Annotated in this window: 13 protein-coding genes and 2 pseudogenes; 2 read left to right on the forward strand and 13 right to left on the reverse strand. The window is 49.5% G+C overall.

The features are described from left to right. From GOM71_RS25225 to GOM71_RS23295, 5 genes and pseudogenes are all read right to left on the reverse strand, one after another. Window positions 1–789 (reverse strand): annotated as a pseudogene (locus GOM71_RS25225) (transposase); the annotation flags it as partial. A 226-nt stretch (window positions 790–1,015) separates the two neighbouring features. After that, the gene (locus tag GOM71_RS23280) at window positions 1,016–1,657 is read right to left on the reverse strand and encodes a Bax inhibitor-1/YccA family protein (protein ID WP_156285510.1); all 642 of its coding nucleotides are present in this window, start codon (window positions 1,655–1,657) and stop codon (window positions 1,016–1,018) included. A gap of 123 nt (window positions 1,658–1,780) precedes the next feature. Next, complete coding sequence (locus tag GOM71_RS23285) at window positions 1,781–3,139, reverse strand: hypothetical protein (RefSeq protein ID WP_216651809.1); 1,359 nt, start codon at window positions 3,137–3,139, stop codon at window positions 1,781–1,783. A gap of 56 nt (window positions 3,140–3,195) precedes the next feature. Beyond that, the gene (locus tag GOM71_RS23290; protein ID WP_156285512.1) at window positions 3,196–3,966 is read right to left on the reverse strand and encodes a dioxygenase family protein; all 771 of its coding nucleotides are present in this window, start codon (window positions 3,964–3,966) and stop codon (window positions 3,196–3,198) included. A 68-nt stretch (window positions 3,967–4,034) separates the two neighbouring features. After that, entirely contained in the window at window positions 4,035–4,682 is a 648-nt protein-coding gene (locus tag GOM71_RS23295) for an alpha/beta hydrolase (protein ID WP_156285513.1), read from the reverse strand. Between the two features lie 168 nt (window positions 4,683–4,850). On the opposite strand from GOM71_RS23295, the gene GOM71_RS23300 reads away from it, so the two are divergent. Beyond that, entirely contained in the window at window positions 4,851–5,411 is a 561-nt protein-coding gene (locus GOM71_RS23300) for a helix-turn-helix domain-containing protein (protein WP_156285514.1), read from the forward strand. Between the two features lie 29 nt (window positions 5,412–5,440). On the opposite strand, the gene GOM71_RS23305 is transcribed toward GOM71_RS23300, so the two are convergent. Together GOM71_RS23305 and GOM71_RS23310 are read right to left on the reverse strand one after the other, a co-directional pair. After that, entirely contained in the window at window positions 5,441–6,487 is a 1,047-nt protein-coding gene (locus tag GOM71_RS23305; RefSeq protein ID WP_156285515.1) for a TlpA family protein disulfide reductase, read from the reverse strand. 30 nt (window positions 6,488–6,517) lie between these two features. Continuing rightward, complete coding sequence (locus GOM71_RS23310) at window positions 6,518–7,396, reverse strand: helix-turn-helix domain-containing protein (RefSeq protein WP_156285516.1); 879 nt, start codon at window positions 7,394–7,396, stop codon at window positions 6,518–6,520. Between the two features lie 168 nt (window positions 7,397–7,564). Between GOM71_RS23310 and GOM71_RS23315 the strand changes: the two genes are divergently transcribed. After that, entirely contained in the window at window positions 7,565–9,175 is a 1,611-nt protein-coding gene (locus tag GOM71_RS23315; RefSeq protein WP_156285517.1) for a glycoside hydrolase family 43 protein, read from the forward strand. A gap of 1,117 nt (window positions 9,176–10,292) precedes the next feature. On the opposite strand, the gene GOM71_RS23320 is transcribed toward GOM71_RS23315, so the two are convergent. The 6 genes and pseudogenes from GOM71_RS23320 to GOM71_RS24625 all read right to left on the reverse strand — a co-directional run. Next, window positions 10,293–11,171 carry a carbohydrate ABC transporter permease gene (locus GOM71_RS23320; protein WP_156285518.1) on the reverse strand — a complete coding sequence of 293 codons (879 nt, stop codon included), beginning with the start codon at window positions 11,169–11,171 and terminating at the stop codon, window positions 10,293–10,295. Window positions 11,172–11,184: 13 nt separating this feature from the next. After that, entirely contained in the window at window positions 11,185–12,066 is an 882-nt protein-coding gene (locus GOM71_RS23325; protein ID WP_156285519.1) for a carbohydrate ABC transporter permease, read from the reverse strand. 96 nt (window positions 12,067–12,162) lie between these two features. Beyond that, window positions 12,163–13,497, reverse strand: coding sequence for an extracellular solute-binding protein (locus GOM71_RS23330; protein WP_367649767.1), 1,335 nt, complete (start codon window positions 13,495–13,497; stop codon window positions 12,163–12,165). 105 nt (window positions 13,498–13,602) lie between these two features. Further along, window positions 13,603–14,391, reverse strand: a complete 789-nt coding sequence (locus GOM71_RS23335) for a response regulator transcription factor (protein ID WP_156285520.1) — start codon at window positions 14,389–14,391, stop codon at window positions 13,603–13,605. Next, complete coding sequence (locus GOM71_RS23340; RefSeq protein ID WP_156285521.1) at window positions 14,388–16,154, reverse strand: sensor histidine kinase; 1,767 nt, start codon at window positions 16,152–16,154, stop codon at window positions 14,388–14,390. The genes GOM71_RS23335 and GOM71_RS23340 overlap by 4 nt, the downstream gene beginning before the upstream one ends. Before the next feature lie 246 nt (window positions 16,155–16,400). Beyond that, a pseudogene (locus tag GOM71_RS24625) lies at window positions 16,401–16,631 on the reverse strand (transposase); the annotation flags it as partial.

A 16,631-nucleotide genomic window follows, 5' to 3' on the forward strand; every position in this document is an offset into this window, starting at 1 on the left:
CCACCCGACCTCTAGGCTGACTTTCGGCAAGCCTCGAAGCAGGAACCGGCGGAATCCTCGGTTATTCTTGATTTGGCCAAACACACGCTCTGGTTCGTGCATGCGTCGAACCGATAATGCATATCCATCCTCGCTCTTTAATTGCTCCCTCGCTTGTTGTTTGAGGCGAAGATATTCCATGTTGACCTTTATTTCCCAATCTCCTTGTGCCTTTGTGCATCTTTCCTTCAGTGGACAGCCCTCGCAAGAGATACTGCGATACATGCGGGTAACGATTTCATATCCGCTTTCCGTGGTGCTTCTGCCTTCATAAAGGAATAGGAGTTTCTGTCCTGCTGCACATGTCCACGTATGACTCCAGATAAGCATAATTTTCTTCACTCCCATAGCCAGCATCTGCAATGATGGTCCCCGGCAAATGACCAAGAGAAGCCTTCACTTTGTCTAGGTGCGGTTTGAGACAACGCGTATCTGTAGGGCGTTGATGAAGACTGTAGCTAATGATGAATTGATCTTCTGTACAGCTGTGAAGACCGTCTCCAGTACGTCCTTCATGCGTTCTGAGCGGAAGCGGTTAATTGCTCGGAAATCTGGGCGCTGTCTGGCTGCCAGCCACATGAACATGATGTTTTCACGTACTGCTTTCGCGATTTGGCGAGAGGAGTAAATGCGCTGCGTGTAGGCATAAATGATGACCTTCATAAGCAGTTTAGGATGGTAGCTGTCCCGGTCACCTCCGGGATAAGCTTTGGTGAAGAGTTTCATATCTAAGCGATTTGTATGAGCATTTCATGAACGGGTTAAGGGCAGATGGAGCATTAAATGATTCTGGAGAAGCGACAGCGTTCGCTTTTGTGAAGGGATGCCTACCTTACCTTGTTGATTCAACGGTATCCCTGAGCAATGGCGATCGGAAGAACATTTCATGCGCAGGCTGCTGTTTAGCCCAGATAAAGAAAGGGGGTGTCCCATCGTCATTTTCATGACTTATGGGACACCCCCTTCGTTATTCAGCTTAGTCTTCCGTCAACGACTTCACCAAGCGAAGAGCAAACATAATGACGTTAACCAAGTCGAGGTAAATGTTCACGACCATTAGAGGAATTTCGCTCTCATCGAATCCTTCCTTGGCCATCCGGTTGAAATCGTACAGCGTGTAGCCCATAAAAATGAGCAATCCGAAACCGGAATAGAAGATTTCCATGCTTCCGCCGAACGGAAAAATAAATTGCAAGAGCCCCAGTACAACAAGGCCGATCAAAGAGGCAAACAGGAATCCGCGCAAGAAGCGGAAATCTTCCTTCGTCCTCGTCGCGTAAATCGCCAGCCCCGCATAAGCGATGACAGCAACAGCAACCGTCTGAATAACAATCGCGCTGCCCAATGACGCTATGTAATAGCTAAGCGAAAATTGAAGCGTCGCGCCTGACACAAGCATAAACGTATACATCAGAGGATAACCGATCGACGTTCTTTTGCGGAGGAACAACATACCGATCAGCAAAGCGACCTCTAGGATGATGAGCGGAATACGTGCGACCGGCGGCAGCAGCAACCCGATAAACATGCCGATTCCGGATACGATCAAAGCATAAAAAAACGTGAGCATCAATTTGCCCATTGGCCTTCCATACGATGTCGAATGATTGTAGTTCATTTTTCATTAGCCCCTTTTCCAATATGACTTCTTACCCTACATACGAATAAATCATCCGTACGTTTCAAAGACCATTCACCTAATTGAGGCAAGCCAGCCTATATATTGTAAATTATACATCTGTTAAGAGACTAAATCACTAATAATTAATAAATAAATTATAAGCACTGCCGCCATCCAGCCTGCAAACTTATAATTCGGCGCCGCTTCCTCAAACACGGTCTTCTTCAACAGCCCCGCCAGCAAATTGTTTACGGCCGAGGCAGGCGATATCGGATTCGACAATCCCCAGCTTCCGAGCAGCAGAACCGCGAAATATTCCGGGCTAATATGTACGCTTAACGGATCAATGCCCCCGGCAAGAATGGTCACAAGCACAATTGGATGCAGACCGATCAGCGAGGTTCCTGCAATTAAAGCAACCGTGAAAAGTGAAAAGGTAAAGACAATCGGCAATGGAATTTGCTCTAGCAATGCCGGAACCGCGGAGCCGAAACCTGTCGCGCCAATCGAACCGCTGAAAAAGCCTGCGGCCAGAAACAGCGTAATCTCCTTCTGCAAAGCGGGCAGCGTTACCGTGAGATGGTTGTTCAAGCCTTGCCGATATACGGCCATCTCCTTCTTAAAGAAGCACCAGATTAGCGGATAAACGACCGCCGTCATACAAATCAGCAGCACCATCGGCAGGCTGACCGTCCGCTCGAGCATTAAGATAACGGCAATGGCTGCCGTTAAATAGATTCCGAGACCCAGCGGAAAAGCTCCCTTCTCCGGCTCTCCCTCGCGTTCAACCGATTGCTGCGGAGGCGGTTCCGCTTCCGCCTGCACTTGCCTCAGCTCCCGAAAATCCACCATCCAGCTTACAAGCAGACTTAAGACCGCAAGGCCGAGCATATAGGGCAGAATAGACGACCAAGCAAGCCCTAACGAGGAGGTCACGAGCGTCATCGCAGCGAAATACGGCGACCAAAAAATCGCCCCGGCAAACCCTCTGTTCATCGCATTGGCAAGCAACTGCGACATGCCTGGCTGCGGCTTTACAAACACCATTTGATAGACGACTGGAATTGAACCTACGTTTATAAACACACCCATGATTTGGGTAAGAAGCTGCGTTCCCGCGAATAACGCGTTCTTGCTGCGGAGGTTCAGTTCATAGAACCGCTTTAAGGCATCGGCGTAACTCGGGAGCCGAACTGGAATCCCAAACAGCGGGGCGAAAAAGAACAGCGTAACGATCGTAACGTTAATTCCGGCAGCCTCGAACCAATCCCGGGCATCAGCTCCCCTCAGCAGCATAAACGACGCTCCAACAACAATAAAAGCTGCCGTAAGCCACAGAGTCATCCCCTTCAGCTTCGGCAGCAGTAAAGCGATAGCGATAAACACTAAGCTCCCCAGCAAAGGCGCAAGCAAGTCCCAATGTGTAAGCTGCTGTACAATATATACAGCAGCAACGCCTGATATGATTATTTTCTCCATTGCAGCCTTAATCTTAACGGGGGATGCCATCTCGTTTGCCTTCTTTCACAATCGGATCAATTGAACTGCCAGCAGCTCAGACTCAGGTTGCCGTATTGATAGCTGCGATGAAGCAGCTTCGCCTGGCGATTCGCGTCACCGGTTCCCATTGCGAGAAGAAGCGGTATGAAATGCTCGTTCGTCGGCACAGCTTCCTGCGCGTAAGGAGCGATTTTGTCGTATTGGAACAACGATTCCGTATCCCACGACTCGACCTTGTCTTGAATCCAACTGTCGAATTGCGCCGCCCACTCGTCTACTCCCTCGGACCGCCAATTCAAGTTTCTCAAATTATGAACGGTACCGCCGCTGCCGATTATTAGAATATCCTGTTCCCTAAGCTCTTGCAACGCTTTCCCGATTTCATACTGCTGCGCGTTGGACAAATGCCGATTCACGGAAAGAGCGACTACCGGGATATCCGCATCAGGATACAGCAGTTTTAGAACGGCCCAAGCTCCGTGGTCAAGCCCCCGCTTCTCATTCGAAACACTCTGGATGCCATGCTTGGAAAACAACGATTGAATTTCCTCGCTCAGCTCGCGATTGCCATGAGCCGGATAGGTCATCTGGTAAAGCTCATCCTGAAACCCGCCAAAATCATAAATCGTTTCATACGTATCCGCTGCGCCAATCGTCTGGATCTGCTCCTCCCAATGAGCGGAAAAGAGCACAATCGCTTTCGGCTTCGTTGTATGCTCCTTAAATTGTTTGAGCAATTGCGTATAATCATTATCCTCGAGAACGATCGAAGGGGCGCCGTGCGCGAAAAAATAGGAAGGCAACATATGCTTCTCACTCCTTTAATTTATGCATTCACATTTAACAAAGTAAATTTATCCTTTCAGAATCATAATCAATTCAAACCGGCATCCTGTCTAATCCAACTCCGCGCATCGAGCTGGTTTTCCTCCGATACGCCGTGATCGCTCGGATAGATTTTGAAAGTCAGATGCGGTGTTTGCTCCTTAAAATAGGCTGCCGTCTCGTGGCCGATTTGAACCGGGAATACCGAATCGAATTGTCCATGCGAAACAAATACCGAAACTTCCTGCACGCTGCGCAGCGAATACTCCGTCTTCACAAATTCAGGAACGTAACCGTTCAACGCAACGATGCCTTTTAATTGATCGCCCATCGTAAGCGCAAGCGTCATCGACAAAATCGCCCCTTGGCTAAAACCGAGCAAGTAACGTTTGCCCGAATCGATCGGATACTTCTCCGTCGCATATTGAATGAAATCTTCAAGCTGCGTTGCCGCCTTGTCAAACATGGGACGAATAGGATTGCCTAAGCTTTTCAAATCATAATACTGATAACCCGCGCCGAGCGGCAGATTTCCGCGAATGCCGATGATGATGAATTGATCAGCCAAGTCAGCGACCAACCCGAACATATTCCGCTCGTTGGAGCCTTTGCCATGCAGCGTAAAGATAACTGGATATTTGCTGTCCGGGTCCATGCTGGCCGGCAAATGAACATCATATTGATATGCTGGATTCATTAAAAATCCCCCTTCATAGGTTGCGTATGATCGCGATTCGAATATTAGTAATAATAAAATAAAGTTTGTATTAGTAATTTATAATAGAAGCGCTGGCATGTCAATCATATTTTTGCTAATATGTATTTATATTTTGTATTACTAATATTTCAATAGAGGTGCAATCGTATGGATATCGGCTCCGCCATAAGAGCGATTCGAAAACGAAAAAACATTACCATCGCTCAAATTTGCGAAGAAACCGGCTTATCTCAAGGCTTCATGAGCCAGGTCGAAACGAATAAAACTTCCCCCTCCATATCGACGCTTGAAAGTATAGCGAACGCTTTGCAAGTGCCTTTGGCTTATTTGCTCATGAAAAAAGAGGACCGCATGAAGATCGTTCGGAAGGATGAACGAAAAGCGACGACGAGCGGTTCCGACCTTTTGAAGGTGGAGCATTTGAGTTCCACGAAGAACGTCAGGATGATGCTGGTGGAAATTCCGTCCGGTGCTTCGACGGGGGATGCGCCCCATGCGCACGAGGGCGAAGAAGTCCATATTGTCGTGAAGGGTACAATCTTCGCCGAGCAAGGGGAAGACTCTGCCGAATTCGGAGAAGGCGATTCCTTCAGCTGGAACGCGTGCACGCCGCACAGGGTGAAAAATATTGGCGCGGAGACCGCCATCGTGCTAATTGCCATCTATACAGAGACCGAAAGCGAGTGGGACATCTTTAATATCCGCTAGTATTTCGCAAAAAAAACGGCAGCCTAGGGCTAGGCTGCCGTTTTTTTTATCATTTTCTCCATCATTGCGAAATCGACGGCTCCAAGTATTCGTTCACGGATGATACCCTCGTTATCGAGAAGGAACGTTGTCGGATAGCTTCTGACGCGGTATTGCTCCATTACAGCTCCATTCTCATCCATCATAACCGGAAACGTCAGCCCGTGCTTCTGAACAAAGCTGCTGACCGATTTGCCGCTTTTCTCGGTTGCAGTCATATTCACAGAAACGATAGCAACGTCTCGCCCCCCGTACTTGGCATGCAGCTTTTCCATATGCGGCATTTCGGCTTTGCACGGCGGGCACCAAGAAGCCCAAAAATTAACAATGACGATTTTGCCGCTGTAATCGGAGAGGCTTGACTCTTTTCCTTCTATTGTCGAAAGCTTGAAATCCGGCGCCTGCTGTCCTTCTTTTAATCCAATAACGACACTGCCCGCTCCCGCTCCTGCACGCTCAAGCCCGTCTCCGCCATAATCGACAAACAGAACAGCCGCAAGCCCTGCCGCCGCTACTGCGCTGACCGCTGCCAACTGCCTCCATTCTAGAGAGCGCGTAACAAACAGCTGATAGCCGAACACCATAGCGGAAATTAATGCGGCAAGCCCCATTTTCCACGCTTCTGCGGACTGATCTGCAAAAACAAATTTTGCACAAAACCACACGGTCATCCAGCCGCTTAACAAGAGCAGCAGTCTTCCTGCAATCGCAAGCCATGCCGCTCCCGCACGCCGCCAACGAATAACCAAATAGCCGCAAGCAACGGCAGTCGCAGCCCAGCCGCCGGCAATCCCTCCGCTGAAATAAATAAGCGACCGCAAGTCTGCAAATACGGCGGCAGGATCAAACGCAATTAGGCTTAATTTCCATACAGCAACCCACACAATTAAAGCGTTGATCACTTCTGCCGCGGCACTTGCCGAACCGCCTTCCCTTTTTAATCGCAGCGACAGCCCTGCCGCGCCAGCCATTCCGCATAGCAAATAGATGACGATTTCCAGGTTAAGTACAAATGATCCAATCTGTACGGTATACATGGTTAGCTCCTTATTGGCGTAATTTTGATGTCACTCATGAAACCGGGCTCGAAACTGGCTCGGCGGCTCGTCTGTCCAGCGCTTGAATTGCCGGCTAAAATGAGCGATGGTGCGATAGCCAAGCTCAGCGGAGATTGCTTCTATCGTAAGCTCGTGGTCCATGAGCAGCAGCTTCGCTTTTTTCAGCATCATATGGGATACATATTGACGGGGCGACATTCCGTAAGCTTGGGAAAACAGCCGGTTCAGCGCGGACATGCTGTATCCGAGCGCTTCCGCAATCGCCTGCACCGTCTCCACGCCGCTTTCCCCGCCGGCTGCATGCTCGACCGCCTGCTCCAGCATCGCCGCCGCTTGCGAAGCAACGGCCGATCGCCTCGTCCCCTCTTCGCTTCGGTTGCGCTTGGACAACGTTCCGCTTAAAGCGGCAAACAGCTCGAACATGGCGGATAACGTAATCATCCGCGCTTCTACCCGCATCGCCGCCTCCTCCGTCGTTAGCGAGACAAGCTTCGCCAACGCAGGCTTGATTGCAACGGCCAGCTCGCTTCCGGCCGGATGATAGCATTCGCCATTTTGAAGCAGCAATTCTCGAAAGGAACGCTCGTCCACGTCAAAATGAAGGCAGTAATAGGTCATCGCCTCCCCGCCGACGGCGCGGCTTTCATGCTTGTCCCCAGGATTCAGCACGATCAAATCGCCCTGCCGCTGCCGATATTGACGACCGTTTACGGTCATTTCCTGCATGCCCGACAGCACCAGATTCACCTCAAAAAGCGGGTGCTTATGCAGCGGATAGGTCCATTCCGGCTCCACTGTCCGCCAATGTGCGGCGAATACGCGGAATGTCGAGTCCATGTCCGGCAGCATAAACTCCTTCCTTGACGTCGGCCCCTTTCTCTGCTGCATTTTGCTCCTCCTCCGCTCTTTTTTATGTTCACGCCCGATTTGGGTAAATATCATCCTAATATGGATATGGGAACGATGGATTCCTCTTGCTATCATTAAGCTATAAATGCAATTATACACCTCTTCTGCAGCAGTGCAAAAGATGGGTAAATTGAAAGGAGATTTCTCATGTCCATCATTCAAAATCCGATTTTGCCGGGCTTTAACCCGGACCCTTGCGTTTGCCGCGCAGGCGAAGATTATTATATTGCGGTATCGACCTTCGAATGGTTTCCCGGAGTCGGCATTTATCACTCCAAAGATCTGAAAAACTGGCGGCTCGCCGCGAGACCGCTTAATCGGCTCAGCCAGTTGAATATGACGGGAAATCCCGATTCCGGCGGTATCTGGGCGCCTGCTCTTTCCTATAGTGACAACCGTTTCTGGCTCATCTACACCGATGTTAAAGTAACCGAGGGCCAATGGAAGGATTGCCACAACTACCTGGTCACTTGCGATACGATTGACGGCGAGTGGTCCGAACCGATCCATGTCAACAGCTCCGGTTTCGATCCTTCGTTGTTCCATGACGAGGACGGCAAAAAGTATTTTGTCAACATGCTGTGGGATCAACGGGTCGGCCATCACAACTTCAACGGCATCGTGCTGCAGGAATACAGCGTCAGCGAGCAAAAGCTGATCGGCAAGCAGGAAATTATATTTAAAGGCACCGACATTAAACTGACAGAAGCGCCTCATTTGTACAAAATCGGCGGCTACTATTATTTGCTGACAGCCGAAGGCGGAACGAAATACGAGCATCAAGCGACGATCGCCCGCTCCAAAAATATTCGCGGTCCGTACGAGGTGCATCCGCACAATCCGCTCATCACCTCGTTCCATGCGCCGCGCATTCCGCTGCAAAAAGCCGGTCACGGCTCGATTGTGCAGACGCATACGGACGAATGGTTTTTCGTCCATTTGACGGGCCGGCCGCTGTCTCGTGAAGGACAACCGTTGCTTGATCCGCGCGGCTTCTGTCCGCTTGGACGGGAAACGGCAATCCAGCGTCTCGAATGGAAGGAAGATTGGCCGTATATTGTCGGCGGCAACCAGCCGTCGCTTACGATTGAAGGGCCGGACATTCCGGAAGTAACGTGGGAGCCGGACTATCTGACGAAGGATGACTTCGACAGCGAGGAGCTGAACCTCCATTTCCAAAGCTTGCGTATTCCGTTAGGCGAGCGCATCGTATCGCTTAAAGACCGTCCCGGACATTTACGCCTTTACGGCAAAGAATCACTGACATCCAAATTTACGCAAGCGTTCATCGCAAGACGGTGGCAGCATTTCCGTTTCACCGCGGAGACGAAGCTCGCCTTCAACCCGACGACTTATCAGCAATCGGCCGGACTGGTAAACTACTACAACACGCAAAACTGGACCTCCTGCCAATTGTCATGGCATGAAGAGAAGGGACGCATTTTGCAGCTTGTCGCCTGTGACAACTTCACATTCTCCGAGCCGCTTCAAGGCAAAGAAATCATTGTGCCAAGCGAGGTCGAATACGTCTATTTGCGCGTCGATGTCGAACATGCGGTTTATTATTACTCCTATTCGTTCGACGGCGGGAACTGGACTCGCTTGCCTGTCGATTTCGATTCGCATAAGCTTTCGGATGATTATATCCAGGGCGGCGGCTTCTTCACCGGCGCGTTCGTCGGCATGCAATGCCAGGACACGTCAGGCTGCAGCTTGCATGCGGACTTTGATTATTTTATGTATGAGAATCGCGAGTAACACGAAGGAGCTCGCGTGATTAATGACGCGCAAACTGATGCTTGCAAACTGCACGAGGAAATGTTCGTGAACTGATGCTAGCAAACTGCACGAGGAAATGTTCGTGAACTGATGCTTGCAAACTGCACGAGGGAATGTTCGTGAACTGATGCTTGCAAACTGCACGAGGGAATGTTCGTGAACTGATGCTTGCAAACTGCACGAGGGAATGTTCGTGAACTGATGCTAGCAAACTGCACGAGGGAATGTTCGTGAACTGATGCTAGCAAACTGCACGAGGGAATGTTCGTGAACTGATGCTAGCAAACTGCACGAGGGAATGTTCTTACGATCGCCATTGCTCGGGGATTCCTTTAATTAGACGGAGTAGTGTAGGAATCCCCTCACAAAAGCGAACGCTTCGCTTCTCCAGAATCATTCCCTCGCTCCGTTTGTCGCCATCACGCGTCGATGTGGAAGGTGCGCAGCTATTGTTAGGGCCTCTCGTTCCGTTAGGAAGTAAATATTGTGTTGCCTAAGGCCCTCTAACGGAATAAGAATCCGTTAGAGGGCCATCACGCGTCGATGTGGAAGGTGCGCAGCTATTGTTAGGGCCTCTCGTTCCGTTAGAAAGCAAATATAGTGTTGCCTAAGGCCCTCTAACGGAATAAGAATCCGTTAGAGGGCCATCACGCGTCGATGTGGAAGGTGCGCAGCAAGTGTTAGGGCCTCTCGTTCCGTTAGAAAGCAAATATAGTGTTGCCTAAGGCCCTCTAACGGAATAAGAATCCGTTAGAGGGCCTTCACGCGTCGATGTGGAAGGTGCGCAGCTATTGTTAGGGCCTCTCGTTCCGTTAGAAAGCAAATATAGTGTTGCCTAAGGCACTCTAACGGAATAAGAATCCGTTAGAGGGCCTTTACGCATCGATGTGGAAGGTGAGCTTCAAATATGTAGGGCCTCTCGTAGCCGATTAATAAAAAGTGGCTGTGCTTCATCTCAGCACAGCCACTTTTTATGTTCTTCACTTTTTATTAAGCAGTTAATGGCGTAGATTTTCACTGCAGGTTAGAGGCAGACGGAGCATTTCGAATAATTCGAAATGCGCAGTTTGCAACTCAACCTTCTACAAATCCAGCCTCAGCCCTTAACCGCGCCCGCCGCCATACCTTCGACAATCCGGTCGCTCAGGAACAAATATGCGATCAGGATTGGCAAAATACTAATCATCAGCGTCGCGCCGATCGCGCCCCAGTCGGTCGAATATTGACCGATAAAGTTTTGTACGCCGACCGTCAGCGTTTTGAACTTATCCGAGCTAATGAACGTATTGACGAAGATAAACTCGTTCCAGTTATAGATCATATTAATAATGCCTGTCGTCGACAGCACCGAGCCCGTCATCGGCAGCACGATTCGGAAGAACATGCCGTTCACCGAGCTGCCGTCAATTACGGCAGCCTCTTCTACCTCGCGCGGCAGCGCGTAGTAGAAGCCAAGCAAAATCATAATCGTAATCGGCATATTAAACGCCACATACGATAAAATAAGCGAAATCGGCCTGTCGATCATATGCATATTGTTGAACAAACTGAACAACGGAATTAGCGTCGAGTGGACAGGTATCATCATCGCCACCATGAACAGGCCAAGCACGAAGGAGCTTCCCTTCCACTTCATCCGCGTAATCGCATACGTCACAAGGCTGCCCAAGACAACAGTGAGCACGGTCGCAGCAACCGTAATCCATACGCTGTTTAAGAAATAAAGGTCAATGTTGCCGGCACTCCAAACCTTCTCGTAATTTTCCCATTTCGGATTTGTCGGCAACGATAACGGAGGAAGATTGAACACTTCCTGATTGTTTTTGAGCGAGAAAAACAGCAGCCATACGAGCGGGAAAATTTGAAACACGCCGACGGCGATCAAGACGATATAAAGCAGCGTGTAGCCGATTTTGCCGCCGACACCTGAACGCTTCTCCCCGCCTCCAAGCTGTCCTGCAGTTCCGGACATCATGAAGCGTCCCTCCTTATGAATATTGAATCGTATCTTTAGTAGCCGTAGCTTTACGGATCAGCCAAGTTGCAACCAAACAAATAATGAGCAGGAAGAAGCCAATGGCGCTGCCGTAACCGAAATCATACGTACGGAATGCGGTATGGTACATGTACGACGCCATTACTTCACTGGAACCGTTAGGTCCGCCGTCTGTCATCACATAGATCAAATCGAAATATTTGAGCGATCCGACAACCGCCAGGACGACCGTGACTTTCACGACCTCCATGACGAGCGGAAGCTTGATTCGGAAAGCGATTTGGAACGCGTTTGCCCCGTCAATCTTCGCCGCTTCCTCCAGGGAAGTCGGGATATTTTTTAGCGCTGCATAATAAATCAGTATATAGAAGCCCGCGTATTGCCACAAAATCGGAATGAACAGAGCAAACAGTACAAGCGAAGGCTCTGCCAGCCATGCGGGAGGATTTGCGACTCCAAGTGATTCTAAAACGCTGTTCAAAATCCCGTTCGTCGGATGATAGATTTTCAGCCAAAGCTGTGCAATCGCAACAGACGAGAGCAACATCGGAATCAAATAGATTTTGCGATAGAAGTTTACGCCCTTTAGTCTTGCAGCCAATACCATAGCAACAATTAAATAAACGATAAGGCTAATCGCTGAAAAAACGGCAAGCAGAAGCGAATGTCCCGCGCTGCTCCAGAAAGCTTTATCTGAAACCAATTCCTTATAATTGTCCAAGCCGATAAACTTCAAAGCCCCGATTCCGTTCCATTCATGCAGGCCATAATAGCCAGTCAGCACGATCGGGATATACACAATGCCTAAAATAAGCAGCAGAGATGGCAGCACGTAAAGCGCGATGATTCCCTTGTTCGACATTACCTTATCCAATTTAGCCGACTCCTTTCTCTTGATTGGAGCAAGGAGCCTATCCGAACGAACCCGGGCCGGATAAACTCCTTGTCCTTATTTCCTATTCAGAAGCCGTTACTTTGCTTTTGATACGGCATCATGTTCTTCGGAGAATTTCTCAGGCGTTACCGCTTTTCCGAACAACGATTGAATTTGGTTCAAGTGCGTTTCAGCCGCATTCGGCTGCATTTGAACGTCCGCGAACAGCGTAACGCTGCTTGCTTTGTTCATTTCATTAAACAGGTCAACATACAGTGGCGGAAGCTCAAGCGAAGCCGTATCTACTTTCGTAGCCGGGATTACACCTGCGTCTGTTACCGCTTGCTCGCCCCATTTTTGCACAAAGTATTCGACGAACTTCTTCGCTTCTTCTTTCACTTTCGAGCTTTCGGAGACGAACAAGCCTACGCCTGGTCCGCCTACCCAGCTGTCGATATTGCCTTTGCCGCCTTCAACCGTTGGGAATTTGAAGAACCCTACGCTGTCGCGGAATTCTTTCGGAATATCCTCATTGGACGTCCAGTTCGGCAGCTCCCATGTACCCATCATGTACATCGCCGCTTTGCCGTTAATAAACTCGGATTTTGCTTCCTCGTTGGAGAGGCCGTTGAAGCCTTTCACGAACGCGTTGCTGTCGACAAGAGCTTGTACTTCGCTTGCCGCTTTCACGAGATTCTCGTCCTTGAACGATCCCGTGCCATTAATCGCATTCGCCAGCGCTTCTTGTCCGGCGAAGCGGTCGGCCAGGTACATATACCAGAGCGAACCGGTCCAGCGGTCTTTGTTGCCGAGTGTAATCGGAGCGACGCCGTTGTCATTAAGTGTTTTCATAACTTGCTTTAATTGCTCGTAGGTCGTCGGAACTTCCAGGCTGTATTTCTCGAAAATCGCTTTGTTGTAGTAGATCGGCGAAATGTTAAATTCGAGCGGCAGACCGTACGTTTTGCCGTCGATCGCATAGGCTTCCGTCGTGCCGTTAACGAATTTGCCGTTCAACTCTCCGCCAAGCAGATCGTCCAGCGGTGTGAACAGGTTGCCTTCTACGTAAGGCTGAAGGAAGCCCGCAGCCCAAGTTACGCCTACGTCCGGCAGCTGGTTGGACGATGCAAGCACTTTCAATTTGTTTTTGTATTGCTCGTTATCAAGCACTTCTTGTTTGATCGTAACGTTTGTGTGCTCTTTCTGATATTCGTTGATGATTTGATTTACGATTTTGTTCTGACCGGCGGATACGCCTTCCGGCCACAGGTGCATGAAGTTAACTGTTACTTTCTCAGCACCGGAACCGCTTTCATTCGATCCCTCATTAGCTGGAGCGTTGCCGCCGTTGTTGGCGTTTTGACCACAAGCAGACATAACGACCGCGAGGCTAAGAGTAGAAAGCATTATTGCTGTTTTTTTCTTGAACACGTTTACATCCCCTTTTTTGCTTGCTGGATTTAATCGCTTACAAATCCATTCTAGCAACGTGGAGGCGGACCCGTAAGGTAAGATGAATTGGGAAAAATACTACTTCTATTGGATCGTTGTTTCCGAATGGGAGTTGATCTTACGATACTGGCCAGGGCTGGTACCCTCCATTTGACGGAATACTTTCACGAAATATTTCGCCGTTTGATACCCGACTTGCTCGGCAATGTCATTGATTGAAAGGCGCGTTGTCGACAGCAATTCTTTCGCCTTTTGCACCTTTCTTCTCGTTGCATACTCGCTAAAAGTAAGTCCGGTCTGCTCCTTGAACAAGACGCTCAAATAGCTCGCATTCATATGCAAATGCTCCGCTGTATCACGCATTGTCGGCGATTTCTGCATATTCTCGTTCAAATATTGCAGCGCCTCTTGCACTTGAGGGCTATAATTGTTTTCCTCTTGCGCTGTATCCAGCAGCTTCGGATCCACCAGCTTCTCCATCCGTTCGATACGATGCTTGCTTTCTTCCCGCTTCATCGCCGTCTCCACCGCTTTGACAAGTTTAGTTTTATCCAGCGGCTTAAGTAAATATTCAACAACGCCATATTCAATCGCCCGTTGCGCATAATTAAATTCCGGATAGCCCGAAATGATAATAACCAAAGGCGCGTTCGGCAAATCGCTTATGCGCTCAACAAGGTCCAGCCCTTCAATCTCCGGCATCCGAATATCGGTAATGAGCAGATTGGCTTCGTTGCTTTCCATCCACTTCAGCGCTTCGATGCCATTAGAAGCCGTCTCGATCCGATGCTGGCCGGCCGACCAGGTTTCCAGCACTTTTCGCACGCCTTCTCTCGTTCTTGGCTCGTCATCTACAATTAGAATCGTTTTCATCGCAAAATCCCCTCCCCGTGTTCATTCGGTATTTCAAAAGCAACGGTCGTCCCTTTGCCGGGTTCACTTCGGATGTCCAAGCTTGGACCGTCAATCTTCTCGTAATACAGCTTCAATCGTTTCGCGACATTGCTCAGCCCAACCCCCGTTCCTTTCGAGGAGGATGGATCATGACCTCTGTCGAGAGATGCATATAGAGCTAACAGCTTTTCCTCGGTCATGCCCGGCCCATTGTCCGATACCGCAATGCGGGTGAAGCCCGGACGGCTGGAAGGCGCAACGCTTACCGTTACGACTCCTGTTCCTACTCGCTGCTCGACACCGTGAGAAATTGCGTTTTCCACTAACGGCTGAACGAGCAGCTTAGGGATCGGAACGCTTTTGCTGCCTTCCTGCGCTTCGATGCTCCACGAAAGTCTGCTGAGCATGCGCATGTCCATGATTTTCAAATAACGTTCCGCGTGTTCAAGCTCATCGCCGACCGTCACCCATTCATCCTCATCCGCGCGGGAAATGACATAACGAAATAAGCCGGACATCGCAATGACGACTTGCGAAAGCTCTTCCTCCCCTTTATCCTCGAGCGCCCAGTTCATCGCCTCCAGCGTATTGAACAAAAAGTGCGGATTGATCTGCGCCTGCAGCGCCTTCAGTTCGGTGCGGCTTTGGATCAGCTCTTTATGATAAACGACCTCGATGAGTTCATTAAGCGAATCGACCATTTGATTGTACGTATTGTTAAGCTCGTTAATTTCCATCGTCGACGACGTAATTTGAATCGGCTTAAGCGTGCCTAATTTGGCATTGCGCATCGCTTTAATCAAATTCAAAATCGGTCTCGTAATCATCGTCGATAAAATAAACGTAAAAATTAAAAACAGCAAGCTGCCGACTAGAACGGACACTAAAATGACGGTGCGCAGAACGGAAAGTCCTTCGGCGGCATACGCGAGAGGCGTAAGAATAATAATGCTCCAGCCGGTCGTATCCGACCGTTTCTCAATCGCCTTGTACTTCTCGCCATCCAGTGTAACCGTCTGTTCACCCTGCTTCAGCATCCGCTCCACATCGACTTCCTTGGAAAAATCGGAATTGATCGCTTGGTTGCTGGCGTCGAACAAGCCCATCATTTCGCGCGTATTGCTGACAGCGTTTCCATCGGTATCCGTTAGCTCAAAATAGTTTTTGTCAATGAGCACCAATACATACCCTGCCTTTTCGTAAGAGCGGTCGATCAGCCGGACTTGGCGGATCGCTACAATCGAATTGGGGTAACGGGAATCCATGCCGAACCAAACCAGCCTGCCTTCCTGCTCGTCGGCCAAGTAAATCCAGCTGACCGGGACTCGGTTGTCCAAGCTTACTTCCGTAAAGGGCATCAGCATCCGGAAATCATTCGCATACAGTTCAACAGAACGGATGCCAGTCATATAGGCTTCCTGCTTGCGCACCTCCCGTTGAATCGATTGGCGCTCGGCAAAGCTGATCGGCTTGCCTTCCGCTTCTTGTGTCATCAGCCGCTGTACCGTTGCGTTGCTCGCCACTTGGATCGTGAACGTATCCATCTGGCGCAGCAATACGTCCAGCTTGCCCGTCGCTTGAACGGCAGTCTGTTGGATATGCTTCTCCGCGTTTTGACGCAGCATGACGGATACTTGTCCGTACGTGAAAAAACCGACAGCCGCAAGCACGATAATCATAACGAGCATAAAGCCGATAAAAATTTGATTGCGCAGCGTATTTATTTTTCTAAGATCTCCCATACCGTTCCCCCTTAAAGTTTTGCGCGGCAAAACTGGCTTCGTAAGCATTTCCTTAGTTTGGCGCAGCAAAACTGGCTTCGTAGCATTTCCTATTTATCCATGTAGCTCTTAATATACACAATATGGTTAAAAAAAAGAAAGGGGCCGTCTCAAAAGAGGTTCGCTCGCTAGAGAAATGGCTCGCATCAGTAAATTACAAAAGTGAATTTCATAAAAATAGCGTTGCGGACCTGCAACGCTATTTTTAGATTTTTTATCCTTTGCAGCTTTCTTCAGCAAATGATGGGCAAGTGAAAGCCACCCGACCTCTAGACTGACTTTCGGCAAGCCTCGAAGCAGGAACCGGCGGAATCCTCGGTTATTCTTGATTTGGCCAAACACACGCTCTGGTTCGTGCATGCGTCGAACCGATAATGCATATCCATCCTCGCTCTTTAATTGCTCCCTCGCTTGTCGTTTGAGGCGAAGATATTCCAT

Origin of the sequence: Paenibacillus sp. NEAU-GSW1, from assembly GCF_009737085.1 — a bacterium.
In the GTDB taxonomy this organism is placed as follows: Bacteria; Bacillota; Bacilli; order Paenibacillales; family Paenibacillaceae; genus Pristimantibacillus.